This is a genomic window from Phaeobacter sp. LSS9, from assembly GCF_003443595.1.
GTDB classification, from domain to species: domain Bacteria; phylum Pseudomonadota; class Alphaproteobacteria; order Rhodobacterales; family Rhodobacteraceae; genus Phaeobacter; species Phaeobacter piscinae.
In genome coordinates, this window is sequence record NZ_CP031956.1 from 3,277,826 (window position 1) to 3,297,915 (window position 20,090).

At 60.2% G+C, this 20,090-nt stretch carries 17 protein-coding genes; 8 read left to right on the forward strand and 9 right to left on the reverse strand.

Annotated elements, in window-relative coordinates; all coding sequences use genetic code 11:
• Positions 1-13 precede the first annotated feature (13 nt).
• The 5 genes from D1820_RS15665 to D1820_RS15685 all read left to right on the forward strand — a co-directional run bounded on the left by D1820_RS15665 (position 14) and on the right by D1820_RS15685 (position 7,092).
• Positions 14-973 carry a dihydrodipicolinate synthase family protein gene (locus tag D1820_RS15665; protein WP_040180428.1) on the forward strand — a complete coding sequence of 320 codons (960 nt, stop codon included), beginning with the start codon at positions 14-16 and terminating at the stop codon, positions 971-973.
• Positions 964-1,908 (forward strand): proline racemase family protein, encoded by a 945-nt coding sequence (locus D1820_RS15670; protein WP_118069696.1) that lies wholly within the window; start codon positions 964-966, stop codon positions 1,906-1,908. The genes D1820_RS15665 and D1820_RS15670 overlap by 10 nt, the downstream gene beginning before the upstream one ends.
• On the forward strand, positions 1,908-3,338 hold the full coding sequence (locus D1820_RS15675) for an aldehyde dehydrogenase family protein (RefSeq protein WP_118069697.1): 1,431 nt from the start codon (positions 1,908-1,910) through the stop codon (positions 3,336-3,338). Before D1820_RS15670 ends, D1820_RS15675 begins: the two co-directional genes overlap by 1 nt.
• A gap of 53 nt (positions 3,339-3,391) precedes the next feature.
• The gene (locus tag D1820_RS15680; protein WP_118069698.1) at positions 3,392-4,642 is read left to right on the forward strand and encodes an FAD-binding oxidoreductase; all 1,251 of its coding nucleotides are present in this window, start codon (positions 3,392-3,394) and stop codon (positions 4,640-4,642) included.
• A 167-nt stretch (positions 4,643-4,809) separates the two neighbouring features.
• Positions 4,810-7,092, forward strand: coding sequence for a methyl-accepting chemotaxis protein (locus tag D1820_RS15685; protein WP_118069699.1), 2,283 nt, complete (start codon positions 4,810-4,812; stop codon positions 7,090-7,092).
• A gap of 130 nt (positions 7,093-7,222) precedes the next feature.
• On the opposite strand, the gene D1820_RS15690 is transcribed toward D1820_RS15685, so the two are convergent.
• The 8 genes from D1820_RS15690 to D1820_RS15725 all read right to left on the reverse strand — a co-directional run bounded on the left by D1820_RS15690 (position 7,223) and on the right by D1820_RS15725 (position 14,955).
• Positions 7,223-8,374, reverse strand: coding sequence for a M56 family metallopeptidase (locus D1820_RS15690; RefSeq protein WP_118069700.1), 1,152 nt, complete (start codon positions 8,372-8,374; stop codon positions 7,223-7,225).
• Positions 8,364-8,759 (reverse strand): BlaI/MecI/CopY family transcriptional regulator, encoded by a 396-nt coding sequence (locus D1820_RS15695; RefSeq protein WP_014873615.1) that lies wholly within the window; start codon positions 8,757-8,759, stop codon positions 8,364-8,366. Before D1820_RS15695 ends, D1820_RS15690 begins: the two co-directional genes overlap by 11 nt.
• Before the next feature lie 156 nt (positions 8,760-8,915).
• Positions 8,916-9,194: a DUF2160 domain-containing protein gene (locus D1820_RS15700; RefSeq protein ID WP_040172601.1), complete on the reverse strand. Its 279-nt coding sequence runs from the start codon at positions 9,192-9,194 to the stop codon at positions 8,916-8,918.
• Positions 9,194-9,991, reverse strand: a complete 798-nt coding sequence (locus tag D1820_RS15705) for a carbohydrate ABC transporter permease (protein ID WP_118069701.1) — start codon at positions 9,989-9,991, stop codon at positions 9,194-9,196. The genes D1820_RS15700 and D1820_RS15705 overlap by 1 nt, the downstream gene beginning before the upstream one ends.
• Before the next feature lie 14 nt (positions 9,992-10,005).
• Positions 10,006-10,869, reverse strand: a complete 864-nt coding sequence (locus D1820_RS15710) for a carbohydrate ABC transporter permease (RefSeq protein WP_008561161.1) — start codon at positions 10,867-10,869, stop codon at positions 10,006-10,008.
• Complete coding sequence (locus D1820_RS15715) at positions 10,869-11,984, reverse strand: ABC transporter ATP-binding protein (RefSeq protein WP_040172605.1); 1,116 nt, start codon at positions 11,982-11,984, stop codon at positions 10,869-10,871. Before D1820_RS15715 ends, D1820_RS15710 begins: the two co-directional genes overlap by 1 nt.
• A 7-nt stretch (positions 11,985-11,991) precedes the next feature.
• On the reverse strand, positions 11,992-13,068 hold the full coding sequence (locus tag D1820_RS15720) for an ABC transporter ATP-binding protein (RefSeq protein ID WP_040172608.1): 1,077 nt from the start codon (positions 13,066-13,068) through the stop codon (positions 11,992-11,994).
• 153 nt (positions 13,069-13,221) lie between these two features.
• On the reverse strand, positions 13,222-14,955 hold the full coding sequence (locus D1820_RS15725) for an ABC transporter substrate-binding protein (RefSeq protein ID WP_118069702.1): 1,734 nt from the start codon (positions 14,953-14,955) through the stop codon (positions 13,222-13,224).
• Between the two features lie 327 nt (positions 14,956-15,282).
• Between D1820_RS15725 and D1820_RS15730 the strand changes: the two genes are divergently transcribed.
• Positions 15,283-16,413, forward strand: coding sequence for a class I SAM-dependent RNA methyltransferase (locus D1820_RS15730; protein ID WP_118069703.1), 1,131 nt, complete (start codon positions 15,283-15,285; stop codon positions 16,411-16,413).
• 31 nt (positions 16,414-16,444) lie between these two features.
• Here D1820_RS15730 and D1820_RS15735 read toward each other — a convergent pair whose 3' ends face one another.
• The gene (locus D1820_RS15735; protein ID WP_118069704.1) at positions 16,445-17,353 is read right to left on the reverse strand and encodes a 2-dehydro-3-deoxygalactonokinase; all 909 of its coding nucleotides are present in this window, start codon (positions 17,351-17,353) and stop codon (positions 16,445-16,447) included.
• 807 nt (positions 17,354-18,160) lie between these two features.
• On the opposite strand from D1820_RS15735, the gene D1820_RS15740 reads away from it, so the two are divergent.
• A complete protein-coding gene (locus D1820_RS15740) occupies positions 18,161-18,886 on the forward strand; it encodes a sugar transferase (protein ID WP_118070252.1) in 726 nt (241 codons plus the stop codon).
• Positions 18,887-18,960: 74 nt separating this feature from the next.
• Positions 18,961-20,034, forward strand: a complete 1,074-nt coding sequence (locus D1820_RS15745) for a CpsD/CapB family tyrosine-protein kinase (protein WP_118069705.1) — start codon at positions 18,961-18,963, stop codon at positions 20,032-20,034.
• Positions 20,035-20,090 lie beyond the last annotated feature (56 nt).

Genomic DNA, 20,090 nt, shown 5'->3' on the forward strand with positions numbered 1-20,090 from the left:
AGAGGATCCAACCATGACAAACCCTGTGTTCTCCGGCTGCATTCCGGCCCTGATGACCCCCTGTACCGCTGATCGGCGCCCCGATTTTGATGCGCTGGTGAAAAAGGGGCAGGAGCTGATCGCCAAAGGCATGTCCGCGGTGGTCTACTGTGGCTCCATGGGTGATTGGCCACTGATCAGCGATGCAGAGCGGATGGAAGGGGTCGCCCGACTTGTTGCGGCTGGCGTTCCGACCATTGTCGGCACTGGTGCCGTCAACACGATGCAGGCCGCAGCCCATGCTGCCCATGCCGCAGAGGTGGGGGCTGCCGGTCTCATGGTGATCCCGCGCGTCCTGTCACGAGGCAGCTCGGTTGCCGCACAACGTGACCACTTCGCCGCTGTGCTCTCTGCTGCGCCAACGTTGCCGGCGGTGATCTACAACAGCCCCTATTATGGGTTTGCCACCCGGGCGGATCTGTTTTTCGATCTGCGCAAGGATCATCCGAACCTGATTGGGTTCAAGGAATTCGGGGGCGCTGACGATCTGCGCTATGCGGCTGAAAATATCACCTCTCAGGACAGCAGTGTCACCCTGATGATCGGTGTCGATACCACTGTATTCCACGGGTATGTCAACTGCGGGGCCGGGGGCGCGATCACGGGGATCGGGAATGCGCTGCCGGATGAGGTCCTGCACCTTGTCGCTCTTTGCCAACGCGCAGCGAAAGGGAACGCAACCGCCCGGCGCCAAGCTCTGGAGCTGGAAGCGGCGCTGGCGGTTCTATCTTCCTTTGATGAGGGGGCGGATCTGGTTCTTTATTACAAGCATCTGATGGTGCTGAATGGGGATAGCGAATACCGCCTGCACTTCAACGAAAGCGACCGGTTGAGCGCCAGCCAACAGGCCTATGTCGAGGCCCAGTATGCGCTGTTTCGCAGCTGGTATGCGGATTGGAGCCAGCAGCCCGACATCGCCGCCCTATGCGCGTAATCGACAGCCATACCGGCGGCGAGCCGACCCGCCTGATCCTGTCTGGCGGGCCGGATCTCGGCGGTGGATCACTGGCAGAACGGGCGCATCGGCTGTTTCGGGATCACCGCGATTTCTGCAGCGCAGTGCTGTCCGAGCCACGCGGTCACGACGCTATGGTTGGTGCCTTGTTGGTGCCGGCCACCGATCCGGCTGCTGCGGCAGCGGTGATTTACTTCAACCCGATTGGACCATTGGGCATGTGCGGTCATGCCACCATCGGCACCGCCGTGAGTTTGCATCATCTGGGCCGTCTTGATCTGGGGCGACATCAACTCGAAACGCCGGTCGGCACCGTTGGCGTGCATTTGCAGACAGCGAACAGGGCTGCCGTCGAAAACGTCGAGAGTGATCGGTATCGCGCTGATGTTGCGGTGGAGGTGCCGGGGCAGGGGTGGATTTCCGGCGATATCGCCTGGGGTGGCAATTGGTTCTTTCTGACCTCTGATGTCCCGGCACCGCTAGCGCTGGCGCATGTCGACCAGCTGACCACCAGTGCTGTGGCCCTGCGGCAGGCGCTGGCGGAGCAGGGGATCACTGGCCGCGATGGGGCAGCGATTGACCACATCGAATTTGTCGGACCACCCCTGACCCGCGTCGGTCACGCGCGCAACTTCGTTCTTTGCCCCGGAACGGCTTATGACCGGTCCCCCTGTGGTACCGGGTCTGCGGCGAAGCTGGCCTGTCTGGCCGCAGATGGTGATCTGGCGCCGGGTGTGACCTGGATCCAGGAGAGCGTGATCAGCAGCACCTACGCGCTGCACTATCGGCTAGGCCCGACCGGAGGCGTGATCGCAACAATTGCCGGTACGGCCTTTGTGACCGGCGACACTGTTCTGAACTTTGACCCTGCCGATCCCTACCGGGCGGGGATCACCAGCCAAGAGGTATATTGATGGAATATAGAAACCTAATCGCAGGCGACTGGTCAGAGACCGCCGCCGCCGCCGCCAATATCAATCCCTCCGATACGCAGGACGTCTTGGGATACGCTGCCAATAGTCCGGCGGAGGATATGGAGCGCGCGATCGCCGCTGCCCGCGCCGCGGCTTCCGGATGGGCGGCCAGCACGCCACAGCAGCGATTTGATGTGCTGGACGCCATCGGCACCGAAATTCTGGCCCGCAAGGCTGAACTGGGAAAACTGCTCTCTCGCGAGGAGGGCAAGACCCTGCCGGAAGGGATTGGCGAGGCCGCGCGGGCCGGGCAGATCTTCAAATTCTTTGCAGGCGAAACCCTGCGCCAGGCGGGGGAAATCCTTGGCTCGGTACGGCCCGGTGTCGGCGTCGAGGTGACGCGCTCTCCTGTGGGGGTTGTCGGCTTGATCACGCCTTGGAATTTTCCCATCGCCATCCCCGCCTGGAAGATCGCGCCGGCGCTGGCCTATGGCAATGCGGTTGTCCTGAAACCAGCGGAGTTGACGCCGGGGTGCGCGCATGCCCTGGCGGAGATCATCAGTCGCTCGGGTTTGCCGGAGGGGGTATTCAACATTGTGTTCGGCACAGGCAGTACGGTTGGTCAGACGCTGGTGCAAAGCCGCCATGTGGATGCCATCTCCTTCACCGGTTCGGTTGAGACCGGCAGCGCCATCGCGGCAGCCTGCGGGGCGCAGCGCAAGAAGGTGCAGCTGGAAATGGGCGGCAAGAATCCGATGGTGGTATTGGATGACGCGGATCTTGAGACGGCGGTGGACGCCAGCCTCAACGGTGCGTTTTTCTCCACGGGCCAGCGCTGTACTGCATCCTCGCGGCTGATCGTGACCGAGGGCATTCACGATCGTTTTGTTGCAGCACTTGGAGAGCGGATGACGGGCCTGCGGGTTGGCAACGCTCTGGACGACAGCACTCAGATCGGCCCGGTTGTGGATGAGCGGCAGTTGGAGAAGGATCTCTACTATCTCGACGTGGCCGCCAGTGAGGGCGGGCAGGTGCTTGGGGGGCAGACACTTCAGCGCAGCAGCAAGGGATTTTATCTGGCGCCCGCGCTTGTCACCGAAACGTCAAATGACATGCGGATCAATCAAGAGGAGGTCTTTGGCCCGCTCGCCTCTGTGATCCGCGTGGCGGATTATGATGAGGCACTGGAGGTGGCCAATGATACGCCTTTTGGCCTCAGCGCAGGAATTTGCACCGGATCTTTGAAATATGCCACGCATTTCAAGGCACATGTCGAGGCTGGCATGGCGATGGTGAACCTGCCCACTGCGGGCGTTGACTATCACGTGCCCTTCGGTGGCACCAAGGGGTCCAGCTTTGGTGCCCGTGAACAGGGCAGCCATGCGAAAGAGTTCTATACCAAGGTCAAAACCGCCTATACCCTAGCGTAAAGACGGTCAGGTGGCGGGGTGAAAGCCTCGCCACCGTTACGAAGGCAGGGCAGATGTCAAAAACGATTGTGGTTATCGGGGCGGGTGTTGTCGGTGTCAGCACGGCGTTGCGTTTGCAGAGTGAGCTGGCGCCAACGAACGGACAGGTCATCCTGCTGGATCGCAAAGGCGTCGCCGAAGAAACATCTGCGGGCAATGCCGGGGCCTTTGCATTCACCGACCTCGAACCACTGGCCACACCGGGGATCATGAAAAAGGCACCGGCCTGGCTGCTGGACCCGCTTGGCCCGCTGTCGGTGCCACCGGCCTACGCTCTGCAATTGACGCCTTGGCTGATCCGCTTCTGGCGCGCCAGCTGGCGGGACCGCTATCAGACGGTGGTCAGCGCCCAGGCGTCCTTGATGCAGCTGGCCCAGTTGGCGACCGAACGCCAGATTGCCGACACCAAGGGTGAGGCGATGATGCAGCGCGACGGTGCCCTGCAGCTCTACGAATCTGAGGCTGAGTTTGCCGCCAGCCAGCGCGGCTGGCAACTGCGCCGCGATCACGGCATCCGGTTCTCGCTGTTACATAGCCCTGCCGAAATTGCCGAGATTCAGCCGGGGCTCAGCCCCCGGTTCACGCATGCAGGCTTCACCCCTGACTGGATGAATACCTGCGATCCGAAAGCCTGGGTCGAACATCTCTTTCAGGTTTTCATGGCGCGGGGTGGCCAACTGCGCCGGGCAGAGGTGCGTGATCTGGAAACCGGCGGTGAGAAACTGCGTCTTCTGACAGACGGGGAGGACGTCCTGGCTGACGCTGTGGTCGTGGCTGCAGGGGCGTGGTCGCATCAACTGACCCGCCGTCTGGGCGACCCGCTGCCGCTGGAGACAGAGCGCGGCTACAACACCACCCTGCCCGCAGGCTGCTTCGATCTGCGCACGCATATCACCTTCTGCCGTCATGGCTTTGTGGTGAGCCGTATCCGCGGCGGTGTTCGGGTCGGAGGTGCGGTTGAACTGGGAGGGCTGAAACGGCCTGCAAACTTCAAACGCGCCGACACGCTGTTGGCGAAGGCCGCGCGGTTCATGCCAGAGCTGGACACCGCAGATGGCACCCGCTGGATGGGGTTTCGCCCATCTCTGCCTGATAGCCTGCCGGTGATCGGCAGCGCCAAGCGTGATGCGCGGGTGGCCTATGCCTTTGGTCATGGTCATGTCGGGCTAACCCAATCGGCCGCCACGGCGGAACTGGTCGCAGATCTGGTGCTGGGACGCGATCCGGCAATTGATCTGGCACCGTTTTCACCGGACCGTTTTTAGTGTCTTGTGCCGGCTTCACCTCTGATACGGCTGTAGGGCAGGGCGGGGCGTTGCCTTCGCGCGCAATGTGCGCAAACCGACCGTGAACGAAATCGAAGGAATTGCATGGCTATCTCTTGGGTCATTCGGTCGCATGGCGACAGAATCGGCACTATCAAGGAGAAGACATGCGCGTCCTGCCCAAGACCCCGAAACTCTCGCTCAAGCTGAAATTGCCTCTGATCATGGTGGCCCTGACAGCAACGTTTCTGGTGACAGTCTCATTTCTTGTCTACTCAATGGCGGAAAAGAGTATTCGCGATTTTGTCTATGCGTCGAAGGAGACCACGGCCCGTTCCGGTGAGCAGGCCCTGACGTTCATGATGGAGGCCGCGCGCCGCGATCTGTCAATCAATGCCTCCCAGCCGACCGTGTTCCGCGCCATCAACAACTTTGACCGTGTTTATAAGATGATCGAGGAGGAGCCGACCGGCTTCTTGCGGCGTCACTACATAGAAGAAAATTCCAATGCTGCGAATGAACGTCATTTGCTGAGCGATCCTGGTGACGGCTCATATTACAGCCAGTCGCATGCCACCTACCACCCGACGTTTCTGCAGTCGTTGCAGGTCAACGGCTATGAGGATCTCTATCTTCTGAATGCCGCTGGACAATTGCTCTATTCGGTCAAGAAGCGCGAGGATTTCATTCAGCAATTTGGCTCTGGGGCCAATGCGGATAGCGGTCTGGGGCAGGTCTTCAATGCCGGGCTCAATGCCGAGGCGGGTCAGGTGGTAACCGCCGATTTTGCCGCCTACGCGCCGGGTGGCGGTGCGGCTGGTGCCTTCATGGGGGTGCCGGTTTTCAACAAGAAGAAAGAAGTCATCGGCGTGATGGCGGTGCAGATTTCCAGCGCGTCAGTTGTGACGGCGCTGACCTCCAATATGAAGGTTGATGGCCATCAGAACATCTTTCTGGTGGGCCGCGACGGTATCGCGCGCAGCCCCTCCGTCATCGAAGGCCAGTTCGCCACAGGCGACCAATTGCCCGACAGCGCGGAAATCAAAGCCGCCACTGCCGGTGAGGCCGGGATGTTTGAAGGCTCCACTTCCGTGTCCGGCGAACAGGTGATCGCCCTTGTCAAGCCTTTGAATATCAAAGGGTTCGACTGGTCTTTGGTGCTGCAGACTGATGAACATGAAGCCTTTGCCGAGGTGACCGAGATCCGGCTGGTTGCAATGCTTATGATCGGTGTTTCGGTTCTGATTGCGATTGTGGTGTCTTTTGTGGCCGCGCGTCATGTCACCCGCCCTATTCTCGCCCTGCGTGAGGCGACAAATGCGCTGGCCGAAGAAGACTATGCGAGTGAGATCAGCGGACGTGATCGCGGTGATGAACTTGGCGATCTGGCCCGCAGCCTGGATACCTTCCGCGACAAATTGCTGATCGCCGATGAGGCTGCAGACCGCGAAGAAGAGGCGGCCAAGCAGACCGCCGCAGTGGTCGAGGAGATGAGTGGCGCCCTGGCCGAACTGCAACAAGGCAATTTGGCCTGTGATATCGGGCAACCTTTTGTCGAGCACTACGAAATTCTGCGGGAGAATTTCAATCGCAGCCTTGTCAACCTGCGTGACTCGCTCGCGGAGGTGGTCGATGCCGCCCACAACGTCGATAAGTTCTCGGAAGAGCAGCGCGCCTCTGCGGAGGAAATGGCGCATCGGACGGAATCTCAGGCCGGGACGTTGGAGGAGACGGCCTCAGCACTTCAGGATCTGACCAACAGTATACGCGAGACCGCTGACCGGGCCGGGCAGGTAGATGAAACCATGCGCGGCACCCGCAATGAGGCCGAGCACAGCAATCACATCGTCACCTCGGCGGTGCAGGCGATGGACCAAATTCAAGAGGCTTCGCAACAGATTTCGCAGATCATCAATATGATCGACGATATCGCGTTTCAGACCAACCTGCTGGCCCTGAACGCAGGCGTGGAGGCGGCGCGTGCGGGTGAGGCTGGCGCAGGCTTCGCGGTTGTCGCCTCTGAGGTGCGTGCCCTTGCAATGCGGGCCTCCAAAGCTGCGGGTGAGATCAAAGGGCTGACCACGGCCAGCGAGGAGCATGTCGCAAACGGCGTCGCCATGGTTGGTCGCGCAGGCGATGCACTGAGCGGGATCATCGACAAGGTCACAAATGTCTCCGACCTGATCACCGAAATCGCAGAGGGCGTGCAGAAGCAATCCAAAGGGTTGGAAAACATCAACAATGCCGTTGGGCGCCTGGACAGTACCACCCAGCAGAATGCGGCGATGTCCGAAGAAGCCTCCGCAGCCAGCCAGCTGCTCCAGAACGAGGCGCAGGCGCTTACCGGCGTGGTATCGCGGTTCCAGCTTGGAAATGGCGCCGGGCATGACAGTGTCGACGGCTGGGCAGCAGCTGATGATGCCGGAAACGGGAGCCACTCTTATGGCTGATCTGAGATCGGCTCATCAAAACGGATAGGCTAGTCAAAATGCTTGATCTGATTATCAGGGGGGAACGTCGACTGCAGTCGCGCCTCCGCCCTATCAGACCGGGTTCTACCCAGTCACACATCTGACAGGCTTACTTACTCAGGGTCATGAACCCGCCCTGCAGTGCCGTTACCGCCGTCTGGCTGGTCTCAGGCACGGCGTTTCGATGGGCCATACGCTCAAGATTGACGATCGTCGACAGCATGATGCGGTCATGGCTCCAATCGCCGGGCCGCTGCATCAGCAGCGCAGTGGCCAGCACTCCAGTCGCCAGCATGGCGGAAACCAGCATCCAGCCGAACAGATGCGTGTCCTGTGGTTGTGCTGCGGTGACCACATCAATCCGCCGCGCCAATGTTGCCCCGCGGCGCACCTCGCGACGATCAACCAAGGCCACCGATGGGCTGCGCTGGACAAAGCGGATTGGATCCTGCGCCGCCAGTGCGCAGGCCCGGACCAGGCATTCGCAATAGGCACGAATATCGCGTTGGCCTCGGGTCATCAGCGCTTGATCGCAGGCAAATTCCCGCAGCATGCGGACTTCGCGACGCCAGAGGTGATAAGCCGGGTTCCAGAACAGAAGCGGCCGCAGCGCCTCCAGCAGGAATTCGCATTCGACGTCTCGCTGGCGGAAATGCTGCAGCTCGTGGGCTACGCTCAACCGCAGGTCCGACGGGTTGGTGATCAGCGCGGATGGCAGTACGACGTAGCGAGTGAACAAGCCGCGGGTGGAGAAGGCAACTGTGCTCTTGTCACTGATGCGAATCTGAACGCCGCCCAGATGTTTCCAGACGTAGGCCTGCTGCAGCGATGCCCGCAGCCGCAGTGCCGCCAATGTCACCTGTGCCACGGAGACTACGGCGCCGACGATCAACGCAGCCACGGCAAGCTGAGCCCAAAGGCTGCTCTGCGCCATCAAGGCCCGCACCAGATCCTCGCGCAGGCCAAGGATACTCTCAAACCGTGTGGCGCTCATGTTGACATTGCCCTGCAGGTACTGCGCGACCAGCATGTCCGACAGGGTCGGCGGCTGCGACACGACATAGGTGGTCAGCGCCACCACCAGCATCGGGGACAAGGTCAACAAAAGCGTCATGCCATTCAGCAGCCGCAGCTGTGGTCGAAACGCCGGGCCCAATCGGCTCCGGGTCAGGATCGCGCGCAACGCCAGCCAAAGCGCGGTGCCCGCAAACAACAGTAAGTTCAGGTCAATATAGGCGTTCAGAAAACTCTCAGCGTTCATCGTCCCCCAACCTTTCATTCAGCAAGGCCCGTATCTCCACGAGCATCTCGTCGGTGACATCTTCATCATCCACCAGGCGGGCTACCAGGGCCGCCGGGGCGCCGTTGAAGAGCTTGCTCGAAAGGTTCTTGAGAGTGGTTTTCTGATAATCCGCCTTGGGCACCGCTGGGCGGTAGACCAAGGATCTGTCAGCCCGTTCGCTGGTCAGAAACCCTTTTTGTTCCATAATTTTCAGCACGGTTGCGACCGACGTATAGGCGCGTTCCTGACGTTTGTTCAGTTCCGCCAGAATATCGCGCACCGTGCCGCCGCCGGTTTCCCAAACAACGGTCATGAACTCGAGTTCAACCTCTGTCAAAAGCGGGTTGTCCTGTTTCTTACGCATCATGTGGTGTCCGGTTCTCTTAGGCTTTGATCATGCTAGGGGATCGCAGGCGCGTTTGAAAACTATTTTTTTAGAAGTTCAGCACCCAAGCCGCGGTGTCAGGCCAAACGGCATGTAAAAAGGGGCCCTGCAGACAGGACCCCTCGTGTTTTTGTTTCACACTTTCCAGAAGGTGAAGGCAAACCAGACAACCGACAGGCCCAGCGGCCACCACAGCGGCATTCCCACCAATCCCAGCCAGGCCAGGAAGATGTAGGAGGTGCCCAAAAGGCTGATGAACAGCCGGTCGCCGCGGGTTGTGACAAGCCCCAGCACACCTTTGCGGGCGTCACCACCGGGGCTGCGGATTTCCAGAACGATCATCAGGCCAATGGCCGAAAAGATCCCGATAAAGACCAGTGCCGTGGGCCAGGTCCAAGCCATCCAACTCAGCATTATACCCTCCCCATCGCAAAGCCTTTTGCGATGTAGTTACGGACGAAGTAGATCACGATCGCGCCCGGAATGATTGTCAGTGTGCCAGCCGCCGCCAGCAGGCCCAGCTCATAACCGGCGCTTGAGGCGGTTTTGGTCATAGTGGCCGCAATGGGTTTCGCAGCAACAGCGGTCAGGGTCTTGGCCAGTAGCAGCTCCACCCAAGAGAACATGAAGCAGAAAAACGCCGCTACGCCGACACCAGCCTTGATCGACGGGATGAAGACTGTGGCAAAGAAGCGCGGGAAGGAATAACCATCCACATAAGCGGTTTCATCCAGCTCTTTCGGGATGCCGCCCATGAACCCTTCCAGGATCCAGACCGCCAGCGGAATGTTGAACAGGCAATGCGCCAGAGCTACCGCGAGGTGGGTGTCAAACAGCCCCACCGCCGAATAAAGCTGGAAGAACGGCAGCGCAAAAACCGCAGCAGGCGCCATCCGGTTGGTCAACAGCCAGAAGAACAGCTGCTTGTCACCCAGAAAACGGTAGCGCGAGAACGCATAGGCAGCAGGCAGGGCAACAGCGACAGAGATCACCGTGTTGATCGACACATAGATGATTGAGTTGATGTAGCCCCAGTACCAGCTCGGATCGGTGAAGATCGTGGCGTAATTTTCCAGCGTGAAGGTCTGCGGAAACAGCGAGAAGCCGGACAGGATTTCATTCGTCGTTTTGAAACTCATCGCGACCAGCCAATAGATCGGCAGCATGAGGAACAGGATATAAACGATGGGGACGATGGTACGTTTTTGCATCGAAGTATCCTCCTTTAGTTTTGATCGTCTTTGGTCATGACGGTGTAGAACAGCCAGCTGACCAGAAGCGTAATTGCAAAGTAGATGAGGCTCATCGCCGCCGCCGGACCAAGGTCGAACTGTCCAAGCGCGATCTTAACCAAGTCGATGGACAACAGCGTTGTCGAGTTGCCGGGACCACCGCCGGTCAGAACAAACGGTTCGGTGTAGATGTTGAAACTGTCCATGAACCGCAGAAGGATCGCGATCGTCAGAACGGTTTTCATCTTTGGCAGCTGGATGAAGCGGAACACAGCCCAGTTGGAGGCACCATCGATCTTTGCGGCCTGATAATAGGCATCCGGGATCGACACGAGGCCGGCATAGGACAACAGCACTACAAGCGAGGTCCAGTGCCAGACGTCCATGGTCACGATGGTGATCCAGGCCGCAACAGGATCTTGGGTCATATCATAGTTGATGCCCAGTGTGTGGTTCAGGAAGTAGCCCAGCAGACCGATATCGGGCAGGGTGAAGATGTTCCACATCGCGCCAACCACGTTCCACGGGATCAGCATGGGCAGCGCCATCAGCACCAGACACACTGGCACCCAGAACCCCTTGCGTGGCATCGACAGCGCAATGGCGATGCCCAGCGGGATTTCGATGATCAGGATCAGGAAGGTGAACATGAACTGGCGGCCAAGCGCCGCATGGAACCGGTCTGACCGCAGGATCTGCTGGAACCAGTCCAGCCCCTGCCAGAAAAAAACGTTATCGCCGAATGTCTCCTGAACGGAGTAGTTGACGACGGTCATCATCGGGATCAGCGCGTTGAAGGCAACGAGCAGAAGGACAGGCAGGACAAAGAACCACGCCTTTTGGTTTTCGGTTTTCATTATGCCTGCTCCTCGGTCTCAGTCTTGGTCTCGGTGGCAGATTGGGCGGCCTCTGTCGCGATCCAGCCATCGACGTAGAGCCGGGTCTGATCCTGACGGAAGGACAGGTGGACAGCTGCCCCCTTGGCTGGGCCTGCGCCTTCGACCACAGCGTTGATCCGCTGACCTTCGGCCTCGCATTCCACAACTGTGTGGCGGCCAACATCCGAAACCTTGGTCACGGTTGCGGGCAGGCCGCTGTTGGCGAGGGACACAAACTCAGGCCGGATGCCGACCTCGGTCTTGCCTGCGGCGTCCCCTTTGATCGGGCCTTCCAAGGCAATTGGGTGGGCACCGATATAGGGCTGGCCCGCGCGCAATTCGCATGGCAGCACGTTCATACCCGGTGAGCCGATGAAATGACCCACAAACGTATGGGCGGGGCGTTCAAACAGCTCGACCGGCGTACCGATCTGAACCACTTCACCCAGCTGCATGACAACAACCTGATCAGCAAAGGTCAGCGCCTCTGTCTGGTCGTGGGTCACGTAGATCATTGTGGCTTTCACGCGCTGATGGAGTTCCTTCAGCTTGGAGCGCAGTTTCCACTTCAGATGCGGGTCAATCACAGTGAGCGGTTCGTCGAACATCACCACGTTCACGTCTTCACGGACCAGTCCACGCCCCATGGAGATCTTTTGCTTGTTGTCCGGTGACAGGCCAGCGGCCCGCATCGTCAAAAGGTCGGTCACTTCCAGCATCTCGGCGATTGCCATGACGCGTTCCTTGACCGTCGCCTCATCGCGACCACGGTTGCGCAGCGGAAAGGCCAGGTTGTCGTAAACGGTCATCGTGTCGTAGATCACCGGAAACTGGAACACCTGCGCAATGTTGCGCTGATCCGGCGGCAGTTTGGTGACGTCCTTGCCATCAAACAGGATCTGGCCTTCGGATGGCACCAAAAGGCCGGAGATGATGTTCAGTAGGGTGGATTTGCCACAGCCGGATGGACCAAGCAGCGCATAGGCCCCGCCGTCCGTCCAGTCGAGGTCGATTTCCTTCAGGGCGTAGTCTGACGCGCTTGACGGGTTCGGCATATAGCTGTGCCGCAGTTTTGAGAGTGTAATCTTAGCCATTTGCGCCTCACGCCACGCGGGAGCCATCAGGGGCAAACACATATGCCGCCGACGGATCCATATAGAAGTCATGCTGCTCACCCACTTCATAGGGGTGAACGCCTGCCGAAAGGGAAACCCAGCTGCCGTGGTCCACATCCAGCCCCATGTCGAAATGGGCGCTGCTTTCGGACCCGGACAGCTCCGTCACCTGCACCTGACCGGAGAGCTGCACCGTGGTGAGCGGTGTCGCCACGGGCAGCACATGGTAGGGCCGGATCGCAATCGTGTAGGGGCCATCCGCCAGATCGGCTGCCGCGCCGGTCAACGACCAGCTGACATCCTGGCCAAGGCGCGCCGTGCTGCCCTGTTTCACGATGGGGGCTGTATTGATCGGCGGATCCGAGAACACCCGCGCTGCGGCGACGTTTTCGGGATTGCGATAAATATCAGCGGTCGTGCCAAACTGGGTCACGCGCCCATCCTGCATCAGGGCGGTTTTGCCCCCTAGCAGCAGCGCTTCTTCCGGTTCGGAGGTCGCATAAACCACGACGGCGCCACGACCGGCGAACAGCTCAGGCAGCTGATCGCGCAGTTCCTCGCGCAGTTTGTAGTCCAGGTTCGCCAGCGGCTCATCGAGGAACACTGCGCGGCTTTCCTTGGCAATTGCACGGGCCAGCGCGGTGCGCTGCTGCTGACCACCGGACAATTCATGCGGGCGGCGATGCAGCATCGGGCGCAGCTGCAGGATATCGGCGGCTTCTTCAACCCGGCCTTCAATCTCGGACTTCGCCATGCCAGCCACCTTCAGCGGCGAGGCGATGTTCTCGTAGACGGTCATATGGGGGTAGTTGATGAAGAACTGATGCACCAGGCTGATATTGCGTTTCTGGGTGCTGAGCGCGGTCACGTCCTGGCCATCCATCACCACCTGTCCGCTGGCAATCGGGTCGAGGCCGGCCATCATCTTGATGAGAGAGGTCTTGCCAGACCCGGTGGCGCCCAGAAGGACGTTGAAGTGACCCGGTTCCAGCACAAGGGAGGTTTCCTTGATATGCAGCTGGGCGCCGACGCGTTTGGTCACATTTATGAGTTCGAGTGCCATCTTGCTTTGACTTTCCGGCGGACGGCCTGTTGCGCGCGGCATGCGCGATCATTTTTTAGGGGAAAGGGGTGCCCCGGAGCGGGCCAGCCAGGCTCCGGGGCGAAAGTAGGGAGCGCAGCGGACAGATCCGCACGCTCCCCACGGGAGGAGGGGTTACTCAGATGCCCAGCGGGCAACCAGCTCGTCGTAGTTGACGGTCTGGCCCTGAGGCTTCTCATTCTCCAGTTTCGGCTTGGCGCCACCGTTGGCATACCACCAGTCGGCGTCTTTCTCTTCGTTCAGACGCGGGCCGCAGCCACCGTAGACATTTGCCTGCTCGTCTGCACGCTGCATACGGGCCATGGTGATGTCCATTTCTTCGGCCAGACGGTCCATGGCTTCCTGCGGGGTGAAGGCGCCGGAGTTGACGTCACCAATCTGCTGCCACCAGATCTGGGCCAGCTTCGGATAGTCAGGCACGTTCACGCCGGTCGGGGACCATGCAACGCGGTCAGGCGAACGGTAGAATTCGACCAGACCACCCAGCTTGGGTGCGCGCTCGGTGAAGCTCTCGTGGTTCACAGAAGAGTCCCGAATGAAGGTCAGACCAACGTGGGATTTTTTCACGTCGACGGTCTTGGACACGACAAACTGAGCATAGAGCCAGGCCGCCTTGGCGCGATCCACCGGGGTGGATTTCAGGAAGGTCCAGGACCCAACGTCCTGATAGCCAACCTTCTGGCCTTCTTCCCAATAGGGACCGTGCGGGCTGGGGGCCATCCGCCACAGCGGGTTGCCTTCACCGTCAACGGTGTTGTTGCCTTCGGACTGCGGCTTCACCATGTCGGCGGTGAATGCAGTGTACCAGAAGATCTGCTGAGCAACGTTGCCCTGTGCGAGAGCAGGCAGCGACTGGTAGAAGTCATAGGACGCCGCACCCGGAGGGGCGAATTTGCGCAGCCATTCATCCCACTTGCGGATCGCATAGACCGCAGCCGGACCGTTGGCAGCACCACCGCGGGTTACGCTTGCACCGGCAGGGTTACAGGAATCCGCTTCCATGCGGATGCCCCATTCGTCGATCGGCACACCGTTCGGCTCACCTTTCGAACCAGCACCAGCCATCGACAGCCAGGCATCGGTCATACGCCAGCCAAGGTCAGGCGCGCGCTTACCATAGTCCATGTGACCATAGATTGCGGTACCGTCGATTTCCTTCACGTCATTTGAGAAGAATTCGGCGATGTCCTCATATGCGGACCAGTTGACCGGAACGCCCAGATCGTAGCCGTATTTTTCCTTGAACGCGGCCTGCAGGTCTTCGCGGTCGAACCAGTCCTTGCGGAACCAGTAGAGGTTTGCGAACTGCTGGTCGGGCAGCTGATACAGGTCGCCATCGGGACCGGTGGTGAACTGCGTGCCCATGAAGTCACCCAGATCGAGTTCCGGGTTGGTGACGTCAAAGAAATCACCTTCCATCATGTCGGTCAGGTTATAGGCCAGTTGCAGGCGCGAGTGGGTGCCGATCAGGTCGGAATCGTTCACGTAAGCGTCATAGAGGTTCCGCTTGGTCTGCATCTGGGTCTGCACGGCCTGAACCACTTCGCCCTCGCCGAGGATCTGATGGTTCACCTTGATGCCGGTGATTTCCTCAAATGCCTTGGTCAGAACTTCGGACTCATAGCTATGCGTCGGAATGCCTTCGGACAGGACGTTGATTTCCATACCCGAGAACGGTTCGGACGCTTTGATGAACCACTGCATTTCCGACAGCTGTTCGTCCTTGGTCAGAACCGAGGGCTGGAATTCTTCGTCGATCCATTTCTTGGCAGCTGCCTCATCGGCATGGGCTGCATGTGCCGCGACCACGGCAATAACCGCGGCTGCGGACAAAAGATACTTACGCATCTTTCTCCTCCCTAGTGATTTATTGTGGCCAGAGATGCCTCGTTGCACCCGGCTGACAAACAGGTTCCACACCGGGGTCTGCCTTGTCAAACTAATTTTTTAGTTTGACGTAACGATATGATTTTAAAGTACAATGAATTCACCCTAAGGGAGAGTTTCTTGATCTTCTCGCAGTGGCCCCCTGTGCTGCATCGCGGCAAATGCCGCAGGAATCCCGTTGTGCGGGATCTGAACCAAGTTGCAGGCGGATGCTGAAGACCGGGGAGGGCAGGGCAGCGGGTACACTTTGGCGTCGCTGACAATGGTTTTTATCGCTAAGGAGAGGTCATGGACACAAGCGATACATTCGAAATCTTCCTGACCGCCCCGCCGGGGATGGAGCAGACCCTGCAGCGCGAAGCCGTGGAGGCCGGGTTTACAGGTGCAAAAACCGTGCCCGGCGGCGTCACATTTGAGGGCGCTTGGCCGGATGTCTGGCGTGCCAACCTGCACCTGCGGGGCGCGGCGCGGGTTTTGGCGCGGATTGGGTCATTTCGGGCCTTCCACCTTGCCCAACTGGACAAACGGGCGCGCAAATTCCCCTGGGCCGACGTGCTCCGCCCCGATGTCCCGGTGCGGGTTGAGACCACCACCAACAAGAAGTCGAAGATCTACCATGCCGGTGCCGCCACGCAGCGTATCGAACGGGCGATAACCGAGGAGCTGGGCGCGCCGATCAGCGCCGATGCCCCGATCACGGTGAAGCTGCGGATTGAGGATAATCTCTGCACCTTCAGCGTCGATACCTCGGGCGAGGGGCTGCATAAACGCGGCCACAAGACAGCAGTTGGCAAGGCGCCGATGCGCGAAAACCTCGCGGCGCTGTTCCTGCGTGATTGCGGCTATGATGGCGAGGAGCCGGTGGTGGATCCGATGTGCGGCTCCGGTACCTTTGTGATTGAGGCCGCGGAGATCGCACTTGGCCTGCTGCCGGGACGCAGCCGCAGTTTTGCCTTTGAGCAGATGGCCAGCTTCGACCCCGAAGGATGGGCAGAGTTGCAGGCTAAGGAAACACCGCGCGCAACCCGCGCCCGCTGCTATGGCTCAGACCGCAACGCAGGCGCCGTGGAGATGGCCGCCGCCAATGCAGAGCGCGCAGGTGTAGCGGATCTGGTCCAGATCACTCAGCAGGCAGTCAGCGATCTGACGCCGCCGGATCTCGGCCCGAATGATACGCCGGGACTGGTGATCGTGAACCCGCCCTATGGCGCACGTATCGGCAACAAGAAGCTGCTCTACGCGCTCTATGCCGCTTTGGGGGAGACGCTGATGGCTCGTTTCAGCGGCTGGCGGGTTGGTATTGTCACCAGCGAAACCTCATTGGCCAAGGCCACTCAGTTGCCGTTCAAACCCTTTGGCCCTCCGGTGGCCCACGGCGGGTTGAAGATCCGCCTGTTTCAGACGGGTCCGCTTCCCTAGGAGTAAAGCCCGCAGTGAGGAGGGGCCGGGGTTAGGAGGTCATCGCGCGCCAGGCGCTGACAAGGCCCGCCAGGGCCATGCGGTCGGCATCCGTCTGCGTCACCGGCACCCCTTGGTGGTCAAGTGCCGCCTGATAGAGTGTATCGAGCGGTGCGGGCGCAATCAAGGCGATATTCTGCCCCAGCCAATAGGGGCGCGCTGCCGACAGCTCAGCGCCAAGAAGAACCCCCCACAAACGGGCGGCACCGGTGTTGCCGTGCGCCCCCTGCGTGGCTTGCAGCTCCGCCAAACGCGCCGCCAGCGCCTCCGGCTTTGATTGGATGGTGTCCATAGCTGCGGTCAGTTCAGCGCGTTGTGCGTCATCATATGCAGGTCTGTCGCCGAGGTTGAGGCTCGCCGCCAGCCCCTGCCAGAGCTGCGGCGTCATGAAGCTCTGAAAACTGACAACCTCCTTCGCACTGATCAGCGCCCAATGGGTTGTCGCCCCGGCGACACAGATCACGCCGTCCCAATCCGGATTAAGACTGAGAAACCCGGCAATGCGATTGCAGGCACCGCGCATCACTGCGGGTGGTGTGGCCTGCGACAGCCCGCCCAGCACGCGCAGCGGATGACCTCCCAGTGTCGCATCGCCCATGGGCCGCTCGGCGATCTTTGCCGGTACCGTGATGGTCCCGGTATCGCCGCCGCGCAGACTGTCGTCGCTGAGCAGGATCGGCGTATCAGCCGCGCAATCGTGCAGCTGGCTGATCACCGCAGTGACATCCGCCATCAACTCGCCGCTTGATCCGCCGGAGACCTGCTGTCGCGCTTCGCCCTCGTGCATCAGCCAGGCCGTGATCCGCCCGTCTGCATGGTCCGCTGCGATCCAGTTGGCAGACTTGATCGCGGAGTGTCCGGCGGGAGATGCGGAGGATGGGTCGGCAGATGCGGCGCACATGGTCTCGTCCTTTGGGTCTGATTACTAGATGGGGTGCCCGCGGTATTTCGGGAACACGGCGGCACCAGATGGCGGGACAGTCCCGCTCTCCTTGCCAATTTTTGGGCCGATGATCAACGCTGGTCCTGACGCCCTCAGATGTGCTCGTGGAATTGCCCGTTTGATGCGCCAAAATAGGTTAACAAAACCTATGGTGTGGAAGATATGATTAACATCGCCTTTGGGCTGTGTTCTTGTTTGACTTGAATTTATCGCTGAATCTCTGTTGATTCCTTATACTTTTGGGTAGGCTGCGCGGATAGTTCCTATCCTTTTGAGGAATTGTTTCTCAGCCGGCGCCCTGATTTACTTAAATTTGAGCAAATAGCGCCCTCTCTCGGTTTTTACTGAGATTTGTCTAAAATTGCTTTATTAAGAAACTGCCGCAACTGCGGCTTGGATGGCGACCTAAAAGGGCCGCCTGATTGGGACGAAGGTTCCAGCTGCATGGGGGTGTGGCTGGAGGAAAACCATCGATCTTATTGGACTTGGGACCCGGGGCGCTGCCGTGTCGGGATACTCAAATTGGTGCGAGTGCACCCGCCGTTCGCGGGGGCAAAGACGCTGTTGTTTCAGCGCAGAGGTAAGGGCCGCGGGGGCGGCTCTAGATTGGGGTTGGAGATGAAGGATTTCGCGCAAGAGGGGGCTGCACGCCCGTCCGGGGCTGTGACCGGTCGGGCCAATTGGTCCCGCTGGCCGTCACTCGGCAACGGCTGTCTGGTTGCTCTCGTGGGTGACGCTCCTCTCGTCGGGATGGGTGTTGCCAATATGAACGCAGCGGTTTCTGCGCCGCCATCTTCGTCGAAGCGGAGCGCATCCGGTTCTCTGAAAATGTCGCCCGCTGTGGCTGGCGCAATCGGCGCGGGGACGGGGGCTGGATCACTGGGTGGCTATGCCACTTTTGGAAAGCGTTGCCTGGACATTGCCTTGGTCCTTCTGACGTTGCCGATCAGCCTGCCTCTGATCCTGATGGCCGCACTTGCGCTGTGGCTTGAGGGGGGCAATCCGTTTTACACGCAGGACCGTCTTGGCCAGCGCGGTCGGGTCTTCTCAATCCTGAAATTGCGCACCATGGTTCGCGACGCAGAACAGCTGCTGGAGCGTCATCTGGCCAGCGACCCGGCGATGCGGCGCGAATGGGATGAGACGCAGAAACTGAAAGAGGATCCGCGCATCACCCCGGTTGGTCGCTTTCTGCGCACGACCTCGCTGGATGAGTTGCCGCAACTTTGGAACGTTCTGATCGGCGAGATGAGCCTTGTTGGCCCGCGCCCAATGATGCCGGATCAGCTGCCGCTCTATGGCGATGCCACCGCCTATTTCGATCTCAAGCCCGGAATTACCGGATTGTGGCAGGTCTCCGTTCGCAACGAGAGTGGTTTTGCCGTGCGTGCCCGCGCGGATGCCGACTATCACGGCGATCTTTGCCTGCGCACCGATGTTGACCTCATCTGGCGCACCGTTGGTGTCGTGCTGCGAGGTACCGGATATTAACCGTCCTGGGCTAACTGTGATGGCCGGGCTATAGGCGGGTTCTGCCGAACGTGGTAGAACGGCGAGGGGGTTTCATGAAAGATGTGATGACCGGACCGGAGGCCCCTGGCAGCTGTGCACAGAAACTGGAATGGGACGATCCCTTCGCGATGACGCAACAAGGCTTCAAGAGATTTCGCCGCCGCAAGGGGCGCGACCCCTCGGCACCAGAGCATGACTCTGCTCTGCCCGAGCGGGCCGACTCTGGATCACCGACATCGCGCAGCAGCGAAACAAGCGCCCGCGATATGGCGGCTTCATCCGCCAAAGCAACCGCGCGCCTGTCGCAGGATGGGGAGCGTAACCGCTTCGCGCGTCGCCCCAAAACCGGCAAGAGCCAGCCGATTGAAGGGCTTGCGGACACCGACCCCCAGCCCCAGCGCCTGCCGGCGCCCCTGCCTGAAGTTTGGGAGCGGCTCCACCGGGTGCCACTGGACATTCGCGGGCATCAGGTCGCGCGCTCTCCGCTGGTCAATTTCTTCCGCAACTCACCGACAGCAAATGCCTTTGATCTGCTGCGCACGCGGTTGCTGCACAGTCTCAAGGTGCAGGGTTGGAAACGCGTCGCCATTGCGGCACCAACAGCGGGTTGCGGTGCGACATTTTCTGCGGTCAATCTTGCGCTTAGCATGGCGCGGGTTCCCGGCACTCGCACGGTGCTAATGGATATGAATTTCCGCCGTCCTGGCATTGCTGCAGCGCTCAAACTGCCGCCATCGGGAGACATGCCCGGATTTTTGGCCGGAGAGCTGACGCTGCCTGAACACCTGATCCGGCCGGCCGCTTCGCTTGCGGTCGGGCTGACGGCGGCGCCAGATCGCAACGCCGCTGAAATCCTGCATGACGGGCGTTGCGCCAGCGTGATTGATGACATGGTGTTGAGCACCGGCGCCGATGTTGCATTGTTCGATCTGCCGCCGGTTCTCGAACATGATGACGCCGCCGCCTTTCTGCCGCAGGTGGACGGGGTTCTGCTGATCGCCGACGGCACCCGCACCACCGCCAAACACCTTGCGGCCTGTGAAAAACTGATCGACGGCCAGACCCAGCTGCTGGGCGTCAGCCTGAACCGGGCCCGCGGTGCCGGTCTGCTGCAGTATGGCCAGTAGATGCCGCCACGCGCCCCGTCGCCGCCCTGTAACCTGACATTCACCCAACCGTAACC

Bases quoted from the DNA above. Each gene is read 5' to 3' on its own strand.
- D1820_RS15710 (WP_008561161.1), bottom strand. From the start codon at position 10,869: ATGAAAACCGAAAACCAAAAGGCGTGGTTCTTTGTCCTGCCTGTCCTT.
- D1820_RS15700 (WP_040172601.1), bottom strand. From the start codon at position 9,194: ATGCTGAGTTGGATGGCTTGGACCTGGCCCACGGCACTGGTCTTTATC.
- D1820_RS15680 (WP_118069698.1), top strand. From the start codon at position 3,392: ATGTCAAAAACGATTGTGGTTATCGGGGCGGGTGTTGTCGGTGTCAGC.
- D1820_RS15675 (WP_118069697.1), top strand. From the start codon at position 1,908: ATGGAATATAGAAACCTAATCGCAGGCGACTGGTCAGAGACCGCCGCC.
- D1820_RS15715 (WP_040172605.1), bottom strand. From the start codon at position 11,984: ATGGCTAAGATTACACTCTCAAAACTGCGGCACAGCTATATGCCGAAC.
- D1820_RS15725 (WP_118069702.1), bottom strand. From the start codon at position 14,955: ATGCGTAAGTATCTTTTGTCCGCAGCCGCGGTTATTGCCGTGGTCGCG.
- D1820_RS15735 (WP_118069704.1), bottom strand. From the start codon at position 17,353: ATGTGCGCCGCATCTGCCGACCCATCCTCCGCATCTCCCGCCGGACAC.
- D1820_RS15730 (WP_118069703.1), top strand. From the start codon at position 15,283: ATGGACACAAGCGATACATTCGAAATCTTCCTGACCGCCCCGCCGGGG.
- D1820_RS15695 (WP_014873615.1), bottom strand. From the start codon at position 8,759: ATGCGTAAGAAACAGGACAACCCGCTTTTGACAGAGGTTGAACTCGAG.
- D1820_RS15690 (WP_118069700.1), bottom strand. From the start codon at position 8,374: ATGAACGCTGAGAGTTTTCTGAACGCCTATATTGACCTGAACTTACTG.
- D1820_RS15745 (WP_118069705.1), top strand. From the start codon at position 18,961: ATGAAAGATGTGATGACCGGACCGGAGGCCCCTGGCAGCTGTGCACAG.
- D1820_RS15665 (WP_040180428.1), top strand. From the start codon at position 14: ATGACAAACCCTGTGTTCTCCGGCTGCATTCCGGCCCTGATGACCCCC.
- D1820_RS15705 (WP_118069701.1), bottom strand. From the start codon at position 9,991: ATGCAAAAACGTACCATCGTCCCCATCGTTTATATCCTGTTCCTCATG.
- D1820_RS15670 (WP_118069696.1), top strand. From the start codon at position 964: ATGCGCGTAATCGACAGCCATACCGGCGGCGAGCCGACCCGCCTGATC.
- D1820_RS15740 (WP_118070252.1), top strand. From the start codon at position 18,161: ATGAACGCAGCGGTTTCTGCGCCGCCATCTTCGTCGAAGCGGAGCGCA.
- D1820_RS15685 (WP_118069699.1), top strand. From the start codon at position 4,810: ATGCGCGTCCTGCCCAAGACCCCGAAACTCTCGCTCAAGCTGAAATTG.
- D1820_RS15720 (WP_040172608.1), bottom strand. From the start codon at position 13,068: ATGGCACTCGAACTCATAAATGTGACCAAACGCGTCGGCGCCCAGCTG.